The sequence below is a fragment of the Amycolatopsis silviterrae genome, assembly GCF_042684085.1.
Classification (GTDB): Bacteria; Actinomycetota; Actinomycetes; order Mycobacteriales; family Pseudonocardiaceae; genus Amycolatopsis; species Amycolatopsis silviterrae.
In genome coordinates, this window is the sequence record NZ_JBHUKS010000024.1 from 18,956 (window position 1) to 35,933 (window position 16,978).

Below are 16,978 nucleotides of genomic sequence, written 5' to 3' on the forward strand. Positions count from 1 at the left end.
TTTTCCCTTCAGCTGCAGACGAATCCGCCGTCGACCACGAGGGTCTGGCCAGTGATGTACGAGGCCGCGTCGGACAGCAGGAACGCCACCGAACCGACGACGTCCTCCGGCTGTTGCGGCCGGGTCAGCGCGCGGTTCATCGCGTACAGGTCGTGCCGCTCCCGCGGAATGCCCGCGGTGGCCTCGACCTCGGTCAGCCCGGGGGCGACCGCGTTGACAGTCACGCCGTCCGGGCCGCCGTCGCGAGCCATCGCGCGGGTCATCGCGATCACCGCGCCCTTGGACGCCACGTACTGGACCAGCCGCGGCGAGCCGTACAGCGCGGCGTCCGACGCGAGGTTCACGATGCGTCCGCCGGTCTGCGCGAGCTGCGGATACAGCGCGCGGGAGACGAGCCAGGGGCCGCGCGCGTTGACGGTCATCAACGTGTCCCATGCTTCGACGTCCAGCTCCGCGAAGTGCTTGCCGCCCACGCCGTCGGCCATCGCCGCGTTGTTCACCAAACCGTGCAACGGCCCGAGCTTCGCGACCGCGTCCGCCAACGCCGCCACGGACGCTGGGTCCGCGACATCCGTGTCGATCCGGTGTGCCGCAACGCCTTCCGCCCGCAGTCGGGCGACGCCGTCCGCCGCCCGGTCCGGAGACCGTTCGGCGACCACGACCCGGCCGCCCTGCCGGCCGATCTCGCGGGCGATCGCCCAGCCGAGGCCCCGGCCCGCGCCGGTGACCACGTACAACCGGTCCTTCATCGCGCCACCACCGCGTCCACTTCGGACAGAAAGTCCAAGACCTCGGCGGAAAACCGGCGCGGGGACTCCTGATTCGCCGCGTGCCCGCCAGGCAGCACTTCCAGCCGTGCACCCGGGATCGACGCGGCGAGCCGTCGTGCCTCGGCGACCCCGGTCACCTGGTCGTGCTCGCCGACGAGCACCAGCGTCGGCACCGAAATCCGCGACAGCCGCGGTCCGTGATCCGTCTCCGCCATCGACTCGGCGGCCGACGTGTACCCGGGCAACCGGATACCCGCCATGATGTCCTCAACCCGTTGTGCCACCGCAGGATCCGCACCCGGCGCGAGCAGCCGAGGCGCACGGCGGCGCGCGAACTCCGCCGCTCCCACCCGGTTCAGCTCGCTGGGACGGGCCCGCATCACCGCGGCGCGCTCGGGATCGATGCCGGAGCCGCGGGTCGAATCGGCCAGCACCAGCGACCGCACGACCTCCGGGTACTCCAGCGCCACGCGGGTCGCGATCACGCCGCCCCACGACACGCCCACGAGGTGCGCGGGCACTGCGTCCAAAGTGGTCAGCAGACGGCCGACCAGCGCCGCGTATCCCGCCATCCCCAACGGCTTTTCCGGATCAGCCGAACCGCCGTAGCCCGGCGCGTCCCAAGCCAGCACGCGGTGTTTCGGTGCCAAGCCCGCAAGCTGTGCGTCGAACGAAGCGCTCGAACCGCCGATGCCGTGCAGCAGCAACACCGGACTGCCGTCACCGGCCGTCCGTATCCGCACACCGTCCACAATGGAAGTCACCGGAACACCGCCCGCGGCGACGCCAGCGCTTCCAGTGCGGAAAGCACCGCGTAAGGCACGACCTGGCTCGACGTCGGCGTCTGCGGCGACGGCCGGTTCCGGATCTCGAACCGGTACTCCCCCGCCGGCCCGGTCGCGGTGATCACGTGCGACGTCAACGGCGCGGCCGGATCAGCGATCACCGCCGCCTCCACAACGTCCCAATCCCGCACCGCCAACGCCACCGACGCAGCCACATTCGCCGACTTCGGGAACGCCGCAGTGATCTCCCGCGCGGGCCCGCGCCGCAGCTCGACCGGCGCGGTCGCCTGCCGCAACTCCTCCGCTTCCGCGGCCGACATCCACGGCTGGACCAGCGAAGACGCCTTCTTCGTCGTCTCGATGACCACCCGCTCGAACGGCCCGAGCAACGCCGCCGAACGCAGCAGGTCAAGCCCGCCGATCGCGCCAGTCGACAAATGGACCGCGCCCGGTCCGGCCGCGAGCAGCTTCTCCAGCAGCCCGTCCGCCGCCAGCGCACCGACCGAAACCACCAGCAGGTCACAGCCCGCCGAAAGCACCTGCGACCCAGCGTCGGCCAGCGCCCGTTGTCCGGCCGCCTCGACCACCAAGTCCGAAGTGGACAGCAGCTCCGGCAGCGCGCACATCGGCAGCCCCGCAGGGGAAAGCGCCGGATCGACGACCCCGGCCAGCTCCGCGCCCGGCACCATCCCGTCGCGCACCGCCTCCGCGACCACGGCCCCGATCGACCCCGCGCCCAGCACTCCTACCTTCACGACTGCCACCACGCCGAGTAGCCCGGGTCCGGCACGCCGCGCATGTGCGAGCGGACGTCCTTCGACGGCGGACCCGCGGTGCCCCACAGGTCGGACAGCTCCGGCGTGCGCCGCCACACCCGGCACAGCCACGCGTCCTCCTCGACCTGCGCGACCTCGGAGGTGTATTCGCACACGAGCCCGGCCGGATCGGCGAAGTAGCCGAAGGTGTTGCTGCCCGGACCGTGGCGGCCGGGGCCCCACAGCGGCGTGACGCCGTTGTGCTTCAGCCGTCCGATGCCGCGCATGAAGTGGTCGATCGAGTTCATCTCGTACGCGATGTGGTTCACCGAGGCGAATTCGGCCTGGTTGAACGCGATCACGTGATGGTCGGCGTTGCAGCGCAGGAACGCCATCTGGTGCTCGGACCAGTCGGAGATCCGCATCCCGAGCACGCGCGTGTAGAACTCGCAGGCCGCGTCGATGTCGACCGTGTTGAGCACGACGTGCGCCAGCTTCCGCGGCACCGCGGCACGGCCGTACGGATCGCCCGGGACGACCGCGTCGACCTCGGCGGACAGCTCCACCAGCCGTCCTTCCGGATCGGCGAAGCGCAGTCCGTACCCGCCGCCGACCTGGTCGAGCTTGCCCGGTTCGGTGACCAGGCCGACGCCGTGCGCGGCCAGCCGGGCGGCCGCGGCGTCGACCTCGCGCGGGGTGCCGAGCGCGAACGCGATCTTGCCCAGCGCGTTCTGGTCGGCCTGTTCGAGCTGGAGCACGTGGTGCTCGTCGCCGGAACCGCGCAGCCACACGGCACCGCGGTCGGCGTCGACCTGCTGCAGCCCCCAGACTTCGCGGTAGAACTCGCCGGAATCGGCGCACTGCGTCGAGCGCAGCGTCACCGCGCGCAGGGCGCGGAGCCGCGCGATGGGTTCGGCGGACATGAGGCCTCCTGAAACGTCAGCGGGTCGGGGCGGGCACCGGTGCGGCGGGCACGGGCACGGGCGCGGCGAGGGCGGCGGCCTGGCGGCGGGCTTCCGAGCGCAGCAGCCGGCGCATCCGGACGAGCGCGATGTCGTGCTGGTACAGGTTTTCCCGGTCCCACGCGTCGAGCGGCATCGCCTCGGCCATCTCGCGGTCCTGTTCCAGGACCGCCCAGTGCCGGGCTTCGAGCCGGTTGCGGTAGAGGATCCGCCAGCTGTCGCGTTCCCAGCCGGAAACCTTGCGGCAGCGCCAGAAAAACGCCGCGTGCTGCGTCTCGTTGATCGCGCACAGCGCGGCGACGATGGTGAACGCGCCGCCCGGCCCGGCGGTGTCCGGGTACGGGATGTCGAGCGTGACCCACTGCGCGCCTGCGTCGGTGAGCTGCACCCAGTCGAAGTTCACGCCGCGCTGGTCGGTCTTCTCGAACACGAACCCGTCGTCGATCGCGCGGATCTGGAAGACGGCCTCGCGCTTGCCGCCGAACATGGTGTGGCTGTTGCGGTGCAGGAACGCGCCGTGCATCGGGTCGAGCAGGTTGTCCAGGGAGTAGCCGTAGGGCGCGTCCCATTCGACGTAGCAGAGGAAGCTGTCCCACTCCCCGCCCGCGATCGGGTCCGGCACCTGAAGCGGCGTCGGCTCCGCGGCCTCGTCCAGGCCGAACCAGGCGAAAACGGCACCGGCGTGTTCCTGCGCGGGGAACGTCCGCAGCGCGCGGCGGCCTTCCAGCGCACATCCTGGGCTTCCCGGCACCGACACGACCACGCCGTCGCCGTCCACCTGCACGCCGTGGTAGTTGCAGGCGACCCGGTCCCCCATGTGCACGCCGAGCGAAAGCCGCGCGCCGCGGTGCGGACAACGGTCTTCTTGAACGTGCACGACACCGGCCGAGTCGCGCCAGAGCAGCAGCTGCTCCCCGGCCCGTTCGATGCGGGTCAGCTCGCCGCGTTTCACGGTGCCGGACGGGCACAGCGGGTACCAGCGGTCGCGCAGGCCCAGCGCCAGCAGCTCGTCAGCGGTTTTCGTCGCCATCACGCCTCCCCCGCCAGCCGCGCGAGTTCGGCGGCGAACGTCTCTTCGGTCCAGTCGGCGCCGTCCGCCGGGCGCAGGCCGCCCGCGTTGAGCGCGGCGACCACGCCGGGCAGGTCGTGCACGCCCCGGCCGTAGACGGCTTCCAGCTCGTCGGCCAGCGCGTTCTCGTAGCTCGTCGGCGGGGCGGTGCGGCTTTGCACCGGCCGCAGCTGCAGCGGCATCGGACGTTCCCTTTCAGTAGTGGTCGTGAGTGGTGATCACGGTTAGAACCGTGATCGCCACTCACGAGGCTCAAGCGGCGGCCGGGGCCAGTGCGGCGCGCCCGGCGGCGGTGAGCACCGCGGGCACCCGCAGCCCCGGTCCGCGCGGTGCGGCCGGTTCGGGGGCGAGCAGCCCGGCCAGCTGGTGGCCGAGCGTCGGGTCGCAGCAGGCGAGCCCGTCGACGTAGAGGTGCGGTTCGCGGCTGCACGTCATCTCCACGTGCCCCGCGGCGGCGGCGCGCAGCACGGCGAGCTGCCGGTGGGTGTGTCCGGCCATGGCCGGCTCCTAGAGGTCGAGAACGAGTTCGGCGGAGCGGCACCGCGACACGCACAGCATCATCGTGCCGGTGCTCGCCTTCTCGTCGTCGTCGAGCACGAAATCACGGTGGTCCGGTTCGCCGGAGAGCACCTTCGTCTCACAGGTCCCGCACACGCCCTCGCGGCACGAGGTCGGCACGGAAACCCCGGCGCGGCCGAGTGCGTCCACAATGGACTCCTCGGCAGCCACCGCGACCCTGGTCCCGGATCCGGCGCACACGACGTCGAATCCGGTTCCCGGCGCGGCGGCCGGAGCTTCGGGGGCCCGGAAGCGTTCGACCCGCAAGGTCGCCGTTTCCGGCAGCGCGGCCTCGACCGCCCGAAGCAACGGCTCGGGACCACAGCAGTGCACGACCGTGCCCGGCGCGAGCCCGGCCAGCCGGGCGGCCAGGTCGGGCGGACCGCCGTGCTCGTCGTCCGCGTGCACCTCCAGCCGGTCCCCGGCGAGCCCGGAAAGCTCGGCCAGGAAAGCCATCCCGCCCCGCGACCGTCCACAGTAGAGCATGGACCACGGCGCGGAGCCCTCGGCGAGTTTCCGGGCCATCGCGAGGATCGGGGTCACGCCGATGCCGCCGGCGATGAGCAGATGCTCCGGAGCGTCGTGCAGTTCGAAGGTGTTGCGCGGGCCCTCGACCGGAAGCACGCTCCCGGCGGTGAGCCGTTCGTGCACCCAGGCACTGCCGCCACGCGAGGACTCCTCCCGCAGCACCGCGACCGTCCAGCTGTGCCGGTCGGCCGGGTCGCCGCAGAGGGAGTACTCGCGCACCAGCCCGTTCGGCAGGTGCAGCGAAAGGTGCGCGCCCGGCTCCCAGCCGGGCAACGGCTTCCCTTCCGGGTCGCGCAGTTCCACCTGCGTCACCCGGTCGGCCAGCCACGTCGTCCGGTGCACCCGCAGCATCGTCGGCATCGCGATCGCTTCTCAGCGGGTGACGCCGTGCATCGGCGAGGTGGGCGGATAGGTCGGCAGCTGCGGCTTCTGCGCACCGATGATGACGCAGAACAGCGCGTCGGTGTCGCCGGCGTTGCGCAGGCTGCGCGGCACCCCGGCGGGCACCCGGATCAGGTCGCGGTAGCCGAGCACGCGGGTGGCGGTCTTGGTGCCGTCCTCGACGTCGTGCACGGTCACCTCCAGCGTGCCTTCGAGGACGAAGAACGCCTCTTCCACGTCGTGGTGGGTGTGCTCCGGGCCGATCGCGCCGACCGGCAGCCGCATGTTGGAGAAGGTGAAGTGCTCCGAGGGCAGCTGGCGCGCGTCGCCGTCGTGGTTGCCGGTCGCGCCGGAGCCGATGTAGCGGATCTGCGCGCGGCGGAACTCGTCGCCCTTGGCCGCGGCCTGGAAACCGAGGGTGTCCCAGTCCTCGTAGCGCGTCTCGCGAGCGGCGATGCACGAGTCGATCAGCGTCTCGAGGTCCTCGTGCTTGCGTTCGGTGGTGGTCATCGCTGGCGACTCCTAATGCCTTAGGTCTAAGAGACTTACCGATAAGGGTTGTACCCCGGGAGCTGTGATCCACACAACCCCCAGCCCCGAAATTCTTTTCCTGGCTCGCGGTCCGTGAAGGACTCCTTGAGGGAATCTGATTCCCCCAAGGAGTCCTTCACGGACCTTGGCCGGAGCGGGCCTTGACGAAATCTTAGGTCTAAGGTTTCCTCGGTCGCACCCCGTCACCCGCGCCGAAAGGACGTCGCCATGCAGCCCTTCCCCGTCCCGCCCGACGAGATCCCGGCCGGCGGGCAGTGGCTGCGCGGCGGCGGACCCGCGTCCGCGTGCGTGGATCCCGCCGACGGCTCGACGGTCACGTCCATCCACGCCGCCGATTCCGCCCAGGTCGACGCCGCCGCCCGCGCCGGTGCCGCGGCCGCCGCGGACCCGGCGTGGCGAGACCTGCTGCCGCACCAGCGCGCCCGCCTGCTCAGCCGCGTCGCCGACGCGATCGAGGACCACGCCGAACAGCTGGCCCTGCTGCAAACCCGCAACACCGGCAAGGCCCTCGGCGAAACCCGCGCGCTGGTCGCGAGCGCGGCCGGCACTTTCCGGTACTACGCGGCCGCACTCGAAACCCTCGAAGGCGAACTCCCGCCCAGCCGCGGCGCGCACCTGACGATGAGCGTGCACGAACCGATCGGCGTCGTCGGCGCGATCACGCCGTGGAACTCCCCGATCGCCAGCGACGCCCAGAAAATCGCCCCCGCGCTGGCCGCCGGCAACGCCGTCCTGCTCAAACCGGCCGAAGCCACTCCCCTGGTCTCCCTGGCGCTGGCCCGCCTCGCGCACGACGCCGGCGTCCCGCCCGCGCTGCTGTCCGTCCTGCCCGGCCCCGGCTCGGTCGTCGGCGACGCGATCGCCCGTCACCCGCTGGTCGGCAAACTCGCCTTCACCGGCGGCACCGCCACCGGACGCGTGCTGGGCCGCATCGCCGCGGACCGGATCATCCCGGTCACCATGGAACTGGGCGGCAAGTCGCCGACGATCGTCTGCGAGGACGCCGACGCCGAGGAGACTGTCGCCGGAATCCTGTATGGAATCTTCTCGTCGACCGGACAGAGCTGCATCGCCGGCTCCCGGATCTTCGTGCCGCGCAAGCACTATGCCGAATGGGCGGCCCGGCTGATCTCGGCGACCAGTGCGTTGCGGCTCGGCCCAGGCACCGATCCCGCCACCCAGGTCGGACCGCTGGCGACCTTCGCCCACCGCGACAAGGTGGCCGCGATGGTCGACCGAGCCCGCGAAGAAGGCGCGCAAGTCCTGTGCGGCGGCCACATCCCGGACGAGGAACGCCTGTCGCGTGGCGCGTACTACCTGCCCACGCTGCTCGACGGCCTCGCCCCGGACGCGAAGACGTGCCAGGAGGAGATCTTCGGCCCGGTCGGCGTTTTGCTCCCCTACGACGACGAAGACGACCTGGTCGCCAAAGCGAACTCGACCGTCTACGGCCTGGCGTGCGGGATCTGGACCGCCGACTACCGCCGCGCGCTCCGCCTGGCCCGCCGCGTCGAGGCGGGCACGGTGTGGATCAACACCTACAAGCAGTTCAGCATCTCGACCCCGTTCAGCGGCACCAAGGAAAGCGGCCTCGGCACGGACAAGGGCCGCACCGCGATCCGCAGTTATCAGCGGCAGAAGAGCCTGTACCTGAACCTGGCCGACGAACCGATCCCCTGGGCCCGGGTCAGTAGGTCTTGACCTTGCTCTCCGGCGCGACGTAGGGCTCGTTGATGGCGTCGTCGAGCCGGGAAAGGAACAACGCGTACAAGGATGCGTTGGAAGTCTGCGAGTAGGCAACCGACGGCCGGGACAAACTGGCCTCGGTACACGCCATGATGCTTGCCGCATTGGCGACCGCCGTGAATACTATGGTTCCGGACACCGCGACGCCGACGAGCGGCCAAACACTCGCCTTACCCGCAGCGGCGGCCGCACCCGCGCCACTCGTGGCCGCCGTAGCTTTCCCCTCGCTGACAGTCGCCAGGTAATCGGACGCTGCCTCGCCCAGGACGATCGGGGCGATGATCACGCGCAGTCCGCCGTTGATATCCACGAGATCCGAAGCGAGCGCGCGGCAACTCTCGCATCCGTCCAAGTGGTTGTCGACCTGGGCACGTTCCCGTTTGGACAATCCGTCGCGCGTCCACGCACCGAGCCGCGTGGCAGTCGTCCGGCAGCCTTTCGCGTGGTCACCCGACAAATGGACCTGCAGATAAGCCTGCCGGAGCCCTTCCCGAGCGCGGTAGGCGAGCGCCGAGACGCCGTTGGGGGTTAGCCCGAGCAGCGGCGCGACCTCGGCCGGACGCTGCTCTTCGATTTCGGTGTGCCAGAGCACGGCCTGCCAGCGTTCCGGCAGCCGCGCGAACGCCTTCGCGACGAGCGTCCGTTCGAGCCCGGCGACCACAGTGTCCGAGAACGGCACGGCCAGCGCCGCCGTATTCTTGCCGATCGGCTCGGACAAGTCTTCCGCGAGGTGAATGCCGCGGTGCTGCCGGGTCACGTCATAGGCGACGCGCCGCAACGTGGTCAGCAGATACGGGCGGAAGGCACAGTCGGGCCCCTGGCCCGCGCACAGGGCGTTGAACACCTTCGCGAACGCCTCGGACACCAGGTCGTCCGCCTCCGCAGCGGACTTGGCGAGCTGGCGGGCCAGGTTGCGGGCTGCCTCGCAATGCCGTTCGTAGAGGGTGCTGTAGGCCGTGATCATTCCCCCGTGCACGGCGGCGATCAACTCGGCGTCACTGTGGTCGGTGGGAACGGACACATGGGCCTCCTGTAGTCGTGATGCCCCGGAGGACTGGCCGGTCCGAGGGTCATGACGCGAACTCAGAGAAATAATTCCGCAAACCCGTGTCACTTCCGGGACCGGCCGCGGTCCCAACAGCCCATGACAGCTTTTCCGACCGGTCCGGCCCTGTTCGGGGACTCGTGATGCCCGCCTACGCCTGGGCCATGCTCGCGACGATCGCGCTGCTCAATCTCGGGCGGCTGGCGGTCTTCTGCCTCGCGCTGCGCGCCCGCCGCGAGTGGAATATTCCCACCGAGGACCTCGAACGGCTCATTCTCGCGTGCTACCAGCGGCGGCCGAGAAAATCCCCTTCTCCCGAGGAGGGAAATTGACGCGCGGTCAACCCTCGGACTCGGCCTGGTCCAGCGACCGCTCCAACCGCCCCAGCAATTTCGCCAGCTGTGCCCGTTCCGTGGCGCTCAGCCCGGCCAGCATGCGGTTTTCGTTGGGAAAATGCTCGTGCACGATCTTGTCCGTAGCCGCGAGCCCGTCCTCGGTGAGGCCGATGAACACGACCCGCCGGTCGTCCTCGTCGCGTTCGCGCCGGACCAGCCCGGCCTGCACGAGCTTGTCGACCCGCTGCGTGATGCCGCCGGTGGTGAGCAGGTTCGTGTCGGCGAGATCCCCCGCCGTGCGCCGGTAGGGCGCGCCGGCCCGCCGGAGCGCGGCGAGGATCCCGAAGTCCGCCACCGTGATCCCGTGCCGGGCGAACACGCGCGCGAGCTGCCGCTGATACCGGTCGAACGAACGATGCAGCCGCCCGAACACCGCCAGCGGTGACGTGTCGACGTCCGGCGTCTCCGCGCGCCACTGCGCGAGCATCTCGTCGACCTCGTCCGGCTCGGTCCGCTTCGGCATCCGGCACCCCCCTGGATAGCTTCGCCCTAAGAATAGCACCGCTAAGGTTTCCTGAAAGGACTACGGTGCTCCGCATGGCAGTCAAGCGGATGGACAACGTCCTCATCGTCGTCGAGGATCTCGAAGCGGTCATCGCCTTCTTCGTCGAGCTGGGCCTGGAACTGGAGGGCAGCGGCCCGCTCGACTGGCAGGGCGCGGAACGGGTGGTCGGCCTGACCGGCGTCCGGCAGGACGTCGCCATGCTGCGCGTCCCCGACGGCCCCGGCCGGGTCGAGCTGGCGAAATTCCACCAGCCGAAGGCCACCGCCCCGCAGCCGTGGAACGCCCCGGCGAACACGCTCGGCATCCGCCGGATGATGTTCGCGGTCGACGACCTCGAGGACACCCTCTCCCGCCTGCGCGCCCACGGAGCCGAACTGGTCGGCGAGGTGGTGCGGTACGAGGACATCTACCTGCTGTGCTACGTGCGCGGGCCGGAGAACATCGTCGTCGGGCTCGCCGAGGAACTGGGCTGAATTTACCGAACCCGAACACGGCTCGAACCGCGTCCGCCGGTCGCGGTTTTAGCCTGCGGGCATGCCGCAACGCGCTCGTATGGTGCTGACCTCGCTGCTGGCCTTCGCATTGGCTTCGACGGCCGTCGCGTGCGGGTCCGCCGATGCTCCCGCCAAACCGAACATCGTCCTCGTGCTCACCGACGATCTCTCGATGAACCTGCTGCCCTATCTGCCGCACGTTCAGGAAATGGCCAGAAACGGCACGTCCTTCGCCAACTACACCGTCACCGATTCCCTGTGCTGCCCGTCGCGGTCTTCGCTGTTCACCGGCATGATCCCGCACAACACCGGGGTATTCACCAACGGCGGCGAAGACGGCGGCTACGAAGTGTTCCACGGCCGCGGCGACGACAAGTCGACCTACGCGACCTCGTTGCAGCAGGCCGGATACCGCACCGCGATGATGGGCAAGTACCTCAACGGATACGACCCGAAGTCCGACGAAATCCCGCCCGGCTGGAACGAATGGGACGTCGCCGGCAACGGCTACCGCGAATTCAACTACGACCTCAACGAGAACGGCACAGTCAAGCACTACGGCAAGAAACCGGAGGACTACCTCGTCGACGTGATGGCGGACAAAGCCGCTCAGTTCGTCACCGACTCGGCGGCCCAGCACACCCCGTTCGCGATGGAACTCGCCACCTTCGCCCCGCACGGCCCCTACACCCCCGCGCCCCGCGACGCCGACGCGTTCCCCGGGCTCACTGCCCCGCGCAGCCCCGCCTTCGACACCCTGCCGTCCTCGCCGCCGTCGTGGCTCGCCTCCCGCACCCCGTTGACAGACAAGGAAAAGCAGACCATCGACCGGGACTTCCGCAAGCGAGCACAGGCCGTGCAATCGGTCGACAAGATGATCGGCACCGTCCAAGCGGCGCTGGACAAGGCCGGTGTCCGCGAGAACACGCACATCGTCTTCACCTCGGACAACGGCTACCACATGGGCGAGTACCGGCTCACGCCCGGCAAGCAGACGGCCTTCGACACCGACGTGCACGTCCCGCTGGTGGTCACCGGCCCCGGCGTCAAAGCCGGCGCGACCGTGAACCAGCCCGCGACGAACATCGACCTGCGGCCGACCTTCGAGGCGCTGGCCGGAGCCTCGACGCCCGCGCAAGTGGACGGCGAAAGCCTGGTGCCGCTGCTGAACGGCACCGCACCCCCGGCGTGGCGCACGGTCGGCCTGGTCGAGCACCACGGCCCCGACTTCGACAAGACCGACCCAGACAAACCGGCGAAGAACAGCGGCAACCCGACCACCTACGAGGCGATCCGGAGCACCAGCTACACCTACGTCGAATACGCCAACGGCGCCAAGGAGTACTACGACCGGACCACGGACCCGCAGGAACTTCACAACACTGCCGCCCAGCTGCCGCCGGACAAGGCACAACAGCTGCACGACACGCTGCGGGCGATGGCCGCCTGCCACGGCGCGGCGGCCTGCCGACACTGACACCTGCGGGCCCCCGCGTCCTCGAGACCGCTCACTCCAGCAGTGTGAACCCCGACTCGTAACGCGTCTTCCCGAGCGCCGCCAACACAATCTGAAGAAACCCCATCGCCTCAAGCTCCCGTGCCCGGGTGAGCGGCCCGACGTCGACCGCGCGCATTCCCGCTGCCTCGATAAACTCCGCGACGGCCATTTTCGCCTCCGCGTAGTCGCCGGCGAACAGGACGGTCGTGCGCGTCGTCCCGTTCGTGCCGCTGACGAGCGTGTCTCCCAGATTGACGTTGAACGCCTTGACGACGGCCGTGCCCGCCGGCAGCAGCTTCATCAATTCGGCCGCGGTGGACGAATCGGCGGGCGACTTCAGCTGATCGTAGGTGGAGAAATCGATGGGATTGCTGATGTCGATGACGATCTTTTCGCGGAGCTGGTCCCGATAATGCTCGACGATGCCCGGGTACGCCCCGTAGGGAACGGCGAGCACGACCAGGTCTCCGGTGAGCTTGTCGCCCAGCACGCCGTAGTCGAGACCGGGACGCGCCGCGGACATGCTTTCCGCGCTGCGCTTGATGACCTGGATTCCGGCCCCGGCCCGGGTCGCGACTTCCGCGATCGCCCCGCTCATCTTGCCGCTGCCGATGATGCTGATCGACGTCATACTGCCGGAACCCCCTGGAATCGATTGAGCGCCTGTTCGGCCACTTTTTGTGCGTCGTAGTCGAATACCGCACTTCGCCGGAAGTCGCGCCCCACCCGCAGATCGGCGTCGCGCTTCTTGAGGTCCGCGAATTCGTACTGTGCGTCGAACATGGCACCGGCCCGGCGAGAGCCGTTCTGCAGGATCGCTGTGCGTTGCATGCGGACTGAGGTGTAACGCCGGAACGCCTCGGGAATGTCGGCGACAGTGTCGGCCGCTGCGAGGAAAGTGGCCAGCGCCATGCTGTCCTCGATCGCCTGGTTCACCCCCTGGCCCTGGTGCGGCAGCATCGTGTGCGCTGCGTCGCCGAGCAGGGTGATCGGGCCCCGGGACCAGTTTGTGAGGGGTTCGTGATCGAAGAGGCCCCACCAGAAGGTGTGCTCGATGCGCCCGATGAAGTCCTGGAGTTTCGGGTCCCAGTCCGCGCCCGCGAACTCGGCGGCGAGTTCGCTGACCTCCGCCGGGCCCGACCAGACCCCGTTGAGCGGCCGGTCGCTCGGGATGCCGGCGACGAAGTTGAACAGCTTCCGCTGCTGCAGCGGATAGCACATGAAGTGCCTCCGGTTGCCCATCCACACCTGGCTGATCATCCGCCAATCGCCGGGAAGGCGGGACGCGTCGACCACTCCGCGATAGACGAGGTACCCGGAGTAGACCGGTTCGGGGAACTGGCCGACGGCTCCCCGCACCACCGAATGGATGCCGTCCGCTCCGATCACCGCGTCGAACACGTCGTCCGCGCCGTTCTCGAACTCGACCCGAACGCCTGAGCCCAGGGTCTCCACCGAAGCCAGCCGGTGGCCGAGCCGGATCGTCTCCGGATCGACCTCCTGCGCCAAGGCGTCGATCAGGTCCGGCCGGTACATCCCGATGTTCTGGTACTGCTTGGCCGAGTCCTCCCACGCCGCGTCGGTCACCAGGCCGCCCATGGCGTTCTGGTAGACGCCGTGCCCGTCGGGGACCGCTCCGACGCGCCTGATCCGATCGAGCACGCCGAGTCGCTCCAGCACGCGCGCGGCGTTCGGCGCCACCGTGACCCCCGCGCCCACTTCGCCCAGCTTGCTCGCCTGCTCGAACACGGTGGCCTGGACTCCGGCGATCTTCCGCAGCGCGATCGCGGCCGTCAGCCCGCCCATCCCCCCGCCGGCGATCGCGATTCGCGTGTCCTGACTTACCACGGATTCTCCTTGCCTGCCTTCGCTTCTCCTTGACTGGCCGGCACGAAGGCGATGCGCCGTGGTGCGGCGGGAAGCGGTTCCTCTCATCATGCGAGGCCATCCTCTGCGTGTAAATCATGGTAATGTGAGGATATACTTCGGTTTAACCGAAGAAGTGGGAAGGGGCAGCCATTTCCGAGGTGAGCCTGCGGCAACTCGAGCTGTTCGCGGCACTGCCGAACTTCCCCACGCTCAGCGCGGCCGCGGCGCACCTGCACATCTCGGAATCCGCGCTGTCGCAGGCCGTTTCGAGCCTGGAGAGCGCGGTGGGCGAACAGCTGTGCGTGCGCCGCAAGGCCAGAGGGCTCACGCTCACTCCGACCGGGCAGGATTTCGCCAGGCGGGCCCGTCAGATCGTGGCCGACACACAGGAACTCGTCCTGAACGCCGGGCGCGCGCAGGAGCTGCGGGGTCCGGTGCGGCTCGGCTGTTACGCGAGCTTCGCGCCGAACGTGGTACCGGAGCTTCTGGAGGGCTTCCCCAAGCGGCATCCGGGCGTGAGCATCGGGATCACGATAGGCACCAACGAGGAACTGCTCTCCGCGCTCGAAGCGGGACGTCTCGACGTGGCCCTGGTGTACGACGTGTCGCTGCCGGCCGGATGCCGCCGCCGCCGGATCTACGCGACCGAGCTTGAGGTGCACCTGCCTCCCGAACATCCGCTCGCGGCGGCCGAAACCGTGGACCTGGCGGAGCTCGCCGACGAACCGTACATCCAGTACGACGCGACACCGGGCGTCCGCAACGTGATGGACGCGTTCACCGCGCGCAGCCTGGAGCCCACGATCGAAGCCAAGGTCTCGCAGATCGGCCTCGTCGAGGCCCTGGTGGGCCGCGGGCTCGGGTACGGGCTGCTCATGTCCCGGCCGCATGCGCTCCCGGTGAGCATCGAGGGACGACCGGTCGTCATCCGGCCGCTGGACCCTCCGGTCACGGTGTCGCACGTGGTGGGGATCTGGCCCGCGGACATGAAGCTCACTCCGCGCGCCTCCGCCCTTCTCGACTTCGCGGCGGAGCGGCTCGGCGAGGAGATTCCGGCCGCATCCGCACCGGAGCGTTAGGAATTCCTCGGCGCCCCGAGCGCACCGGCCCACGGAGGTGCAGCTGTGCCGTCCCCCATGGGCCCGGGCGAAGCCGAGCAACGCTACCCCGCGTCCCCCGCCGCGAAGACGTGCCGCATTTCGCCGATGCCGTCGATGCTGGTGCGGACGACATCACCGGCGGCAAGGTACCGAGGCGGGGTGCGCCCCATGCCCACCCCGGCCGGGGTTCCGGTGAAGAGGAGATCGCCGGGGTGCAGCGTGCACACCGCCGAGATCCGCTCGATCAGCGCACCGACGGGGAGGATCATCTGGCCGGTGTGCCCGTCCTGGACGAGTTCGTCGTTGATCCAGCACCTCAGCCTGATCGGCGCCGCGAGGTCGATCTCGTCCGGAGTCACCAGCACGGGTCCGGTGGGACCGAAACCGGGGTAGCTCTTGCCGAGCGAGAACTGCGGCGGCGTGCCGCTCATCTGCACGTCGCGGTCGCTGAAGTCCTGTCCCGCGGTAAGCCCCGCGACGTAGGCCCAGGCATCCTTTTCGGCGACGTCGCGCGCTTCCCGCGCGATCACGACGACCAGTTCGACCTCCCAGTCGACGGACGGCCCGCTGAGCGTGATCCGGCCGTGCGGGCCGGTCAGCGCATCGGCGAACTTCGTGAACACCGAGGGCACGCCGCCGGCGCGCAAGCCCGTCTCCGCCGCGTGCTCGGCGTAGTTGAGACCGACCGCGAAGACCTGCCGCGGCCTGGGCACGGGCGCACGCAGGTCCTCGGCCCGGTAAGGCACGGCGGCGTCGGTGCGTGCGGTGACGGCCCACTCCAGGAATTCCGGCCAGCGGGCGAAGAGGTCCCCCGGTTCCGGTCCGAAGGCCCCGTCACTCGCCTTCGCGATGTCGATCGCGAGGTTCCCGCGCACCAGGTGCGCCCGCCCGCCGAGATTGCCGATCCGCATTGTGGTTCCTCCAAACCGGTCAGGCGTCCGGCACCAGGATCGCGCGCCCCCTGATCCGGTTCAGCGCCAGATCGTCGAACGCCTCGGCGGCCGCGTCGAGGGGGTAGCGGCGGGTATGCAGGGTCACCTTCCCGCTTTCCGCGAGCACCATGAGCTCGACCAGGTCGCGATAGGTGCCGACCATGTTGCCGACGACGTTCTTCTCTCCCGCGACGGCGGCCACGGTGGGGATCCGCAGCTCGCCGCCGTACCCGACGAGGTACAGGGAACCGCCGGCCGCGGTCATCTCCCAGGCGTCGTTCTCCGCGCCCTGCTCGGCGACGAAGTCGAACACGACCTCGGCACCACGCCCGCCCGTGCGGTCCAGAACCGCGCTCACCTGGTCGCCGCCGGCCTGCACGGTCACGTCCGCGCCGAGGCTGGCGGCGAGTGCGAGCGCGGCCTGATCCCGGTCCACCACAACGATCTTCGCGGCGGTCAGCGCGGCGAGCACCTGGATTCCGATGTGGCCCAGTCCTCCCGCCCCCTGCACGACAGCCGTGCTGCCGGGCGGCAGCAGCGGAACCGCTTTGCGCACCGCGTGGTAGGCGGTCAGGCCCGCGTCCGCCAGCGCGGCGACGTCGGCGGGGTCGGTGGCCGGACCGAGCTTCACGCACGCACGCGCGGTCGTGCGCAGGTACTCGGCCATGCCGCCGTCGTGGTCGGACACCCCGGGGAACACGGCCGCCGCGCAGGCCATGTCCCGGCCCTCCCGGCAGGCCGGGCAGAGTCCGCAGGAGGGCTGCGGGTGCAGGATCACCGCGTCGCCGACCTCGAGGCCGGAGACCCCGGCGCCGACCTCGTGCACCCAGCCCGCGTTTTCGTGCCCCAGCGTGTAGGGCAGCCGCGGGCCCATCGCGTCCGCCCACTGTCCCTCGATGATGTGCAAGTCGGTCCGGCATACGCCAGCGCCGCCGATCCGCACGATCACGTCCAGCGGCCCGGTCAGGACCGGCTCGGGAACCTCTTCGACCACAGGGGGCTTGTGGTAGTCGTGCAAACGCACGGCCTTCATG

20 protein-coding genes are annotated in these 16,978 nt (G+C 69.9%); 5 read left to right on the top strand and 15 right to left on the bottom strand.

Annotation, left to right across the window (positions count from 1 at the left end; translation table 11 throughout):
• Positions 1-8 precede the first annotated feature (8 nt).
• The 9 genes from ACFSVL_RS30365 to ACFSVL_RS30405 form a co-directional block, all read right to left on the bottom strand.
• On the bottom strand, positions 9-749 hold the full coding sequence (locus ACFSVL_RS30365) for an SDR family oxidoreductase (protein ID WP_378308992.1): 741 nt from the start codon (positions 747-749) through the stop codon (positions 9-11).
• The gene (locus ACFSVL_RS30370; RefSeq protein ID WP_378308993.1) at positions 746-1,534 is read right to left on the bottom strand and encodes an alpha/beta fold hydrolase; all 789 of its coding nucleotides are present in this window, start codon (positions 1,532-1,534) and stop codon (positions 746-748) included. Before ACFSVL_RS30370 ends, ACFSVL_RS30365 begins: the two co-directional genes overlap by 4 nt.
• Entirely contained in the window at positions 1,531-2,310 is a 780-nt protein-coding gene (locus tag ACFSVL_RS30375; protein ID WP_378308994.1) for an aspartate dehydrogenase domain-containing protein, read from the bottom strand. Before ACFSVL_RS30375 ends, ACFSVL_RS30370 begins: the two co-directional genes overlap by 4 nt.
• Entirely contained in the window at positions 2,307-3,233 is a 927-nt protein-coding gene (locus ACFSVL_RS30380; protein ID WP_378308995.1) for a VOC family protein, read from the bottom strand. The genes ACFSVL_RS30375 and ACFSVL_RS30380 overlap by 4 nt, the downstream gene beginning before the upstream one ends.
• 16 nt (positions 3,234-3,249) lie before the next feature.
• Positions 3,250-4,302, bottom strand: a complete 1,053-nt coding sequence (locus ACFSVL_RS30385; RefSeq protein ID WP_378308996.1) for a Rieske 2Fe-2S domain-containing protein — start codon at positions 4,300-4,302, stop codon at positions 3,250-3,252.
• Positions 4,302-4,523: a recombinase-like helix-turn-helix domain-containing protein gene (locus tag ACFSVL_RS30390; RefSeq protein WP_378308997.1), complete on the bottom strand. Its 222-nt coding sequence runs from the start codon at positions 4,521-4,523 to the stop codon at positions 4,302-4,304. Before ACFSVL_RS30390 ends, ACFSVL_RS30385 begins: the two co-directional genes overlap by 1 nt.
• 70 nt (positions 4,524-4,593) lie before the next feature.
• Complete coding sequence (locus ACFSVL_RS30395) at positions 4,594-4,839, bottom strand: hypothetical protein (RefSeq protein WP_378308998.1); 246 nt, start codon at positions 4,837-4,839, stop codon at positions 4,594-4,596.
• Between the two features lie 9 nt (positions 4,840-4,848).
• Positions 4,849-5,787, bottom strand: a complete 939-nt coding sequence (locus ACFSVL_RS30400) for a PDR/VanB family oxidoreductase (protein WP_378308999.1) — start codon at positions 5,785-5,787, stop codon at positions 4,849-4,851.
• A 12-nt stretch (positions 5,788-5,799) separates the two neighbouring features.
• On the bottom strand, positions 5,800-6,318 hold the full coding sequence (locus ACFSVL_RS30405; protein ID WP_378309000.1) for a cupin domain-containing protein: 519 nt from the start codon (positions 6,316-6,318) through the stop codon (positions 5,800-5,802).
• A 249-nt stretch (positions 6,319-6,567) separates the two neighbouring features.
• Here ACFSVL_RS30405 and ACFSVL_RS30410 point away from each other — a divergent pair, with 249 nt between their 5' ends.
• Positions 6,568-8,061 (top strand): aldehyde dehydrogenase family protein, encoded by a 1,494-nt coding sequence (locus ACFSVL_RS30410; protein WP_378309001.1) that lies wholly within the window; start codon positions 6,568-6,570, stop codon positions 8,059-8,061.
• Here the strand turns inward: ACFSVL_RS30410 and ACFSVL_RS30415 are convergent.
• Positions 8,048-9,127, bottom strand: coding sequence for a sigma-70 family RNA polymerase sigma factor (locus tag ACFSVL_RS30415; protein ID WP_378309002.1), 1,080 nt, complete (start codon positions 9,125-9,127; stop codon positions 8,048-8,050). The genes ACFSVL_RS30410 and ACFSVL_RS30415 overlap by 14 nt on opposite strands.
• A gap of 167 nt (positions 9,128-9,294) precedes the next feature.
• Here ACFSVL_RS30415 and ACFSVL_RS30420 point away from each other — a divergent pair, with 167 nt between their 5' ends.
• Complete coding sequence (locus ACFSVL_RS30420) at positions 9,295-9,483, top strand: hypothetical protein (RefSeq protein ID WP_378309003.1); 189 nt, start codon at positions 9,295-9,297, stop codon at positions 9,481-9,483.
• Between the two features lie 7 nt (positions 9,484-9,490).
• Here the strand turns inward: ACFSVL_RS30420 and ACFSVL_RS30425 are convergent, their stop codons facing one another.
• On the bottom strand, positions 9,491-10,009 hold the full coding sequence (locus ACFSVL_RS30425; RefSeq protein WP_378309004.1) for a MarR family winged helix-turn-helix transcriptional regulator: 519 nt from the start codon (positions 10,007-10,009) through the stop codon (positions 9,491-9,493).
• Positions 10,010-10,083: 74 nt separating this feature from the next.
• Between ACFSVL_RS30425 and ACFSVL_RS30430 the strand changes: the two genes are divergently transcribed.
• Positions 10,084-10,524 (top strand): VOC family protein, encoded by a 441-nt coding sequence (locus tag ACFSVL_RS30430; protein ID WP_378309005.1) that lies wholly within the window; start codon positions 10,084-10,086, stop codon positions 10,522-10,524.
• Positions 10,525-10,585: 61 nt separating this feature from the next.
• Positions 10,586-12,022, top strand: coding sequence for a sulfatase family protein (locus tag ACFSVL_RS30435; RefSeq protein WP_378309006.1), 1,437 nt, complete (start codon positions 10,586-10,588; stop codon positions 12,020-12,022).
• A gap of 31 nt (positions 12,023-12,053) precedes the next feature.
• On the opposite strand, the gene ACFSVL_RS30440 is transcribed toward ACFSVL_RS30435, so the two are convergent.
• Together ACFSVL_RS30440 and ACFSVL_RS30445 are read right to left on the bottom strand one after the other, a co-directional pair.
• Entirely contained in the window at positions 12,054-12,674 is a 621-nt protein-coding gene (locus tag ACFSVL_RS30440; RefSeq protein WP_378309007.1) for an NADPH-dependent F420 reductase, read from the bottom strand.
• A complete protein-coding gene (locus ACFSVL_RS30445; RefSeq protein ID WP_378309008.1) occupies positions 12,671-13,891 on the bottom strand; it encodes an FAD-dependent monooxygenase in 1,221 nt (406 codons plus the stop codon). The genes ACFSVL_RS30440 and ACFSVL_RS30445 overlap by 4 nt, the downstream gene beginning before the upstream one ends.
• A 179-nt stretch (positions 13,892-14,070) precedes the next feature.
• On the opposite strand from ACFSVL_RS30445, the gene ACFSVL_RS30450 reads away from it, so the two are divergent.
• The gene (locus ACFSVL_RS30450; RefSeq protein WP_378309009.1) at positions 14,071-14,991 is read left to right on the top strand and encodes a LysR family transcriptional regulator; all 921 of its coding nucleotides are present in this window, start codon (positions 14,071-14,073) and stop codon (positions 14,989-14,991) included.
• A gap of 83 nt (positions 14,992-15,074) precedes the next feature.
• Here ACFSVL_RS30450 and ACFSVL_RS30455 read toward each other — a convergent pair whose 3' ends face one another.
• Together ACFSVL_RS30455 and ACFSVL_RS30460 are read right to left on the bottom strand one after the other, a co-directional pair.
• Positions 15,075-15,923 carry a fumarylacetoacetate hydrolase family protein gene (locus tag ACFSVL_RS30455; protein ID WP_378309010.1) on the bottom strand — a complete coding sequence of 283 codons (849 nt, stop codon included), beginning with the start codon at positions 15,921-15,923 and terminating at the stop codon, positions 15,075-15,077.
• Positions 15,924-15,942: 19 nt separating this feature from the next.
• Entirely contained in the window at positions 15,943-16,977 is a 1,035-nt protein-coding gene (locus ACFSVL_RS30460; protein WP_378309011.1) for an NAD(P)-dependent alcohol dehydrogenase, read from the bottom strand.
• Position 16,978: the final 1 nt, after the last annotated feature.

What these genes read in the sequence shown, in the direction of transcription:
- ACFSVL_RS30365 (WP_378308992.1), bottom strand. Translation starts at nt 749, where the DNA reads ATGAAGGACCGGTTGTACGTGGTCACCGGCGCGGGCCGGGGCCTCGGC.
- ACFSVL_RS30380 (WP_378308995.1), bottom strand. Translation starts at nt 3,233, where the DNA reads ATGTCCGCCGAACCCATCGCGCGGCTCCGCGCCCTGCGCGCGGTGACG.
- ACFSVL_RS30385 (WP_378308996.1), bottom strand. Translation starts at nt 4,302, where the DNA reads ATGGCGACGAAAACCGCTGACGAGCTGCTGGCGCTGGGCCTGCGCGAC.
- ACFSVL_RS30390 (WP_378308997.1), bottom strand. Translation starts at nt 4,523, where the DNA reads ATGCCGCTGCAGCTGCGGCCGGTGCAAAGCCGCACCGCCCCGCCGACG.
- ACFSVL_RS30395 (WP_378308998.1), bottom strand. Translation starts at nt 4,839, where the DNA reads ATGGCCGGACACACCCACCGGCAGCTCGCCGTGCTGCGCGCCGCCGCC.
- ACFSVL_RS30400 (WP_378308999.1), bottom strand. Translation starts at nt 5,787, where the DNA reads ATGCCGACGATGCTGCGGGTGCACCGGACGACGTGGCTGGCCGACCGG.
- ACFSVL_RS30405 (WP_378309000.1), bottom strand. Translation starts at nt 6,318, where the DNA reads ATGACCACCACCGAACGCAAGCACGAGGACCTCGAGACGCTGATCGAC.
- ACFSVL_RS30410 (WP_378309001.1), top strand. Translation starts at nt 6,568, where the DNA reads ATGCAGCCCTTCCCCGTCCCGCCCGACGAGATCCCGGCCGGCGGGCAG.
- ACFSVL_RS30420 (WP_378309003.1), top strand. Translation starts at nt 9,295, where the DNA reads ATGCCCGCCTACGCCTGGGCCATGCTCGCGACGATCGCGCTGCTCAAT.
- ACFSVL_RS30425 (WP_378309004.1), bottom strand. Translation starts at nt 10,009, where the DNA reads ATGCCGAAGCGGACCGAGCCGGACGAGGTCGACGAGATGCTCGCGCAG.
- ACFSVL_RS30430 (WP_378309005.1), top strand. Translation starts at nt 10,084, where the DNA reads ATGGCAGTCAAGCGGATGGACAACGTCCTCATCGTCGTCGAGGATCTC.
- ACFSVL_RS30435 (WP_378309006.1), top strand. Translation starts at nt 10,586, where the DNA reads ATGCCGCAACGCGCTCGTATGGTGCTGACCTCGCTGCTGGCCTTCGCA.
- ACFSVL_RS30440 (WP_378309007.1), bottom strand. Translation starts at nt 12,674, where the DNA reads ATGACGTCGATCAGCATCATCGGCAGCGGCAAGATGAGCGGGGCGATC.
- ACFSVL_RS30455 (WP_378309010.1), bottom strand. Translation starts at nt 15,923, where the DNA reads ATGCGGATCGGCAATCTCGGCGGGCGGGCGCACCTGGTGCGCGGGAAC.
- ACFSVL_RS30460 (WP_378309011.1), bottom strand. Translation starts at nt 16,977, where the DNA reads ATGAAGGCCGTGCGTTTGCACGACTACCACAAGCCCCCTGTGGTCGAA.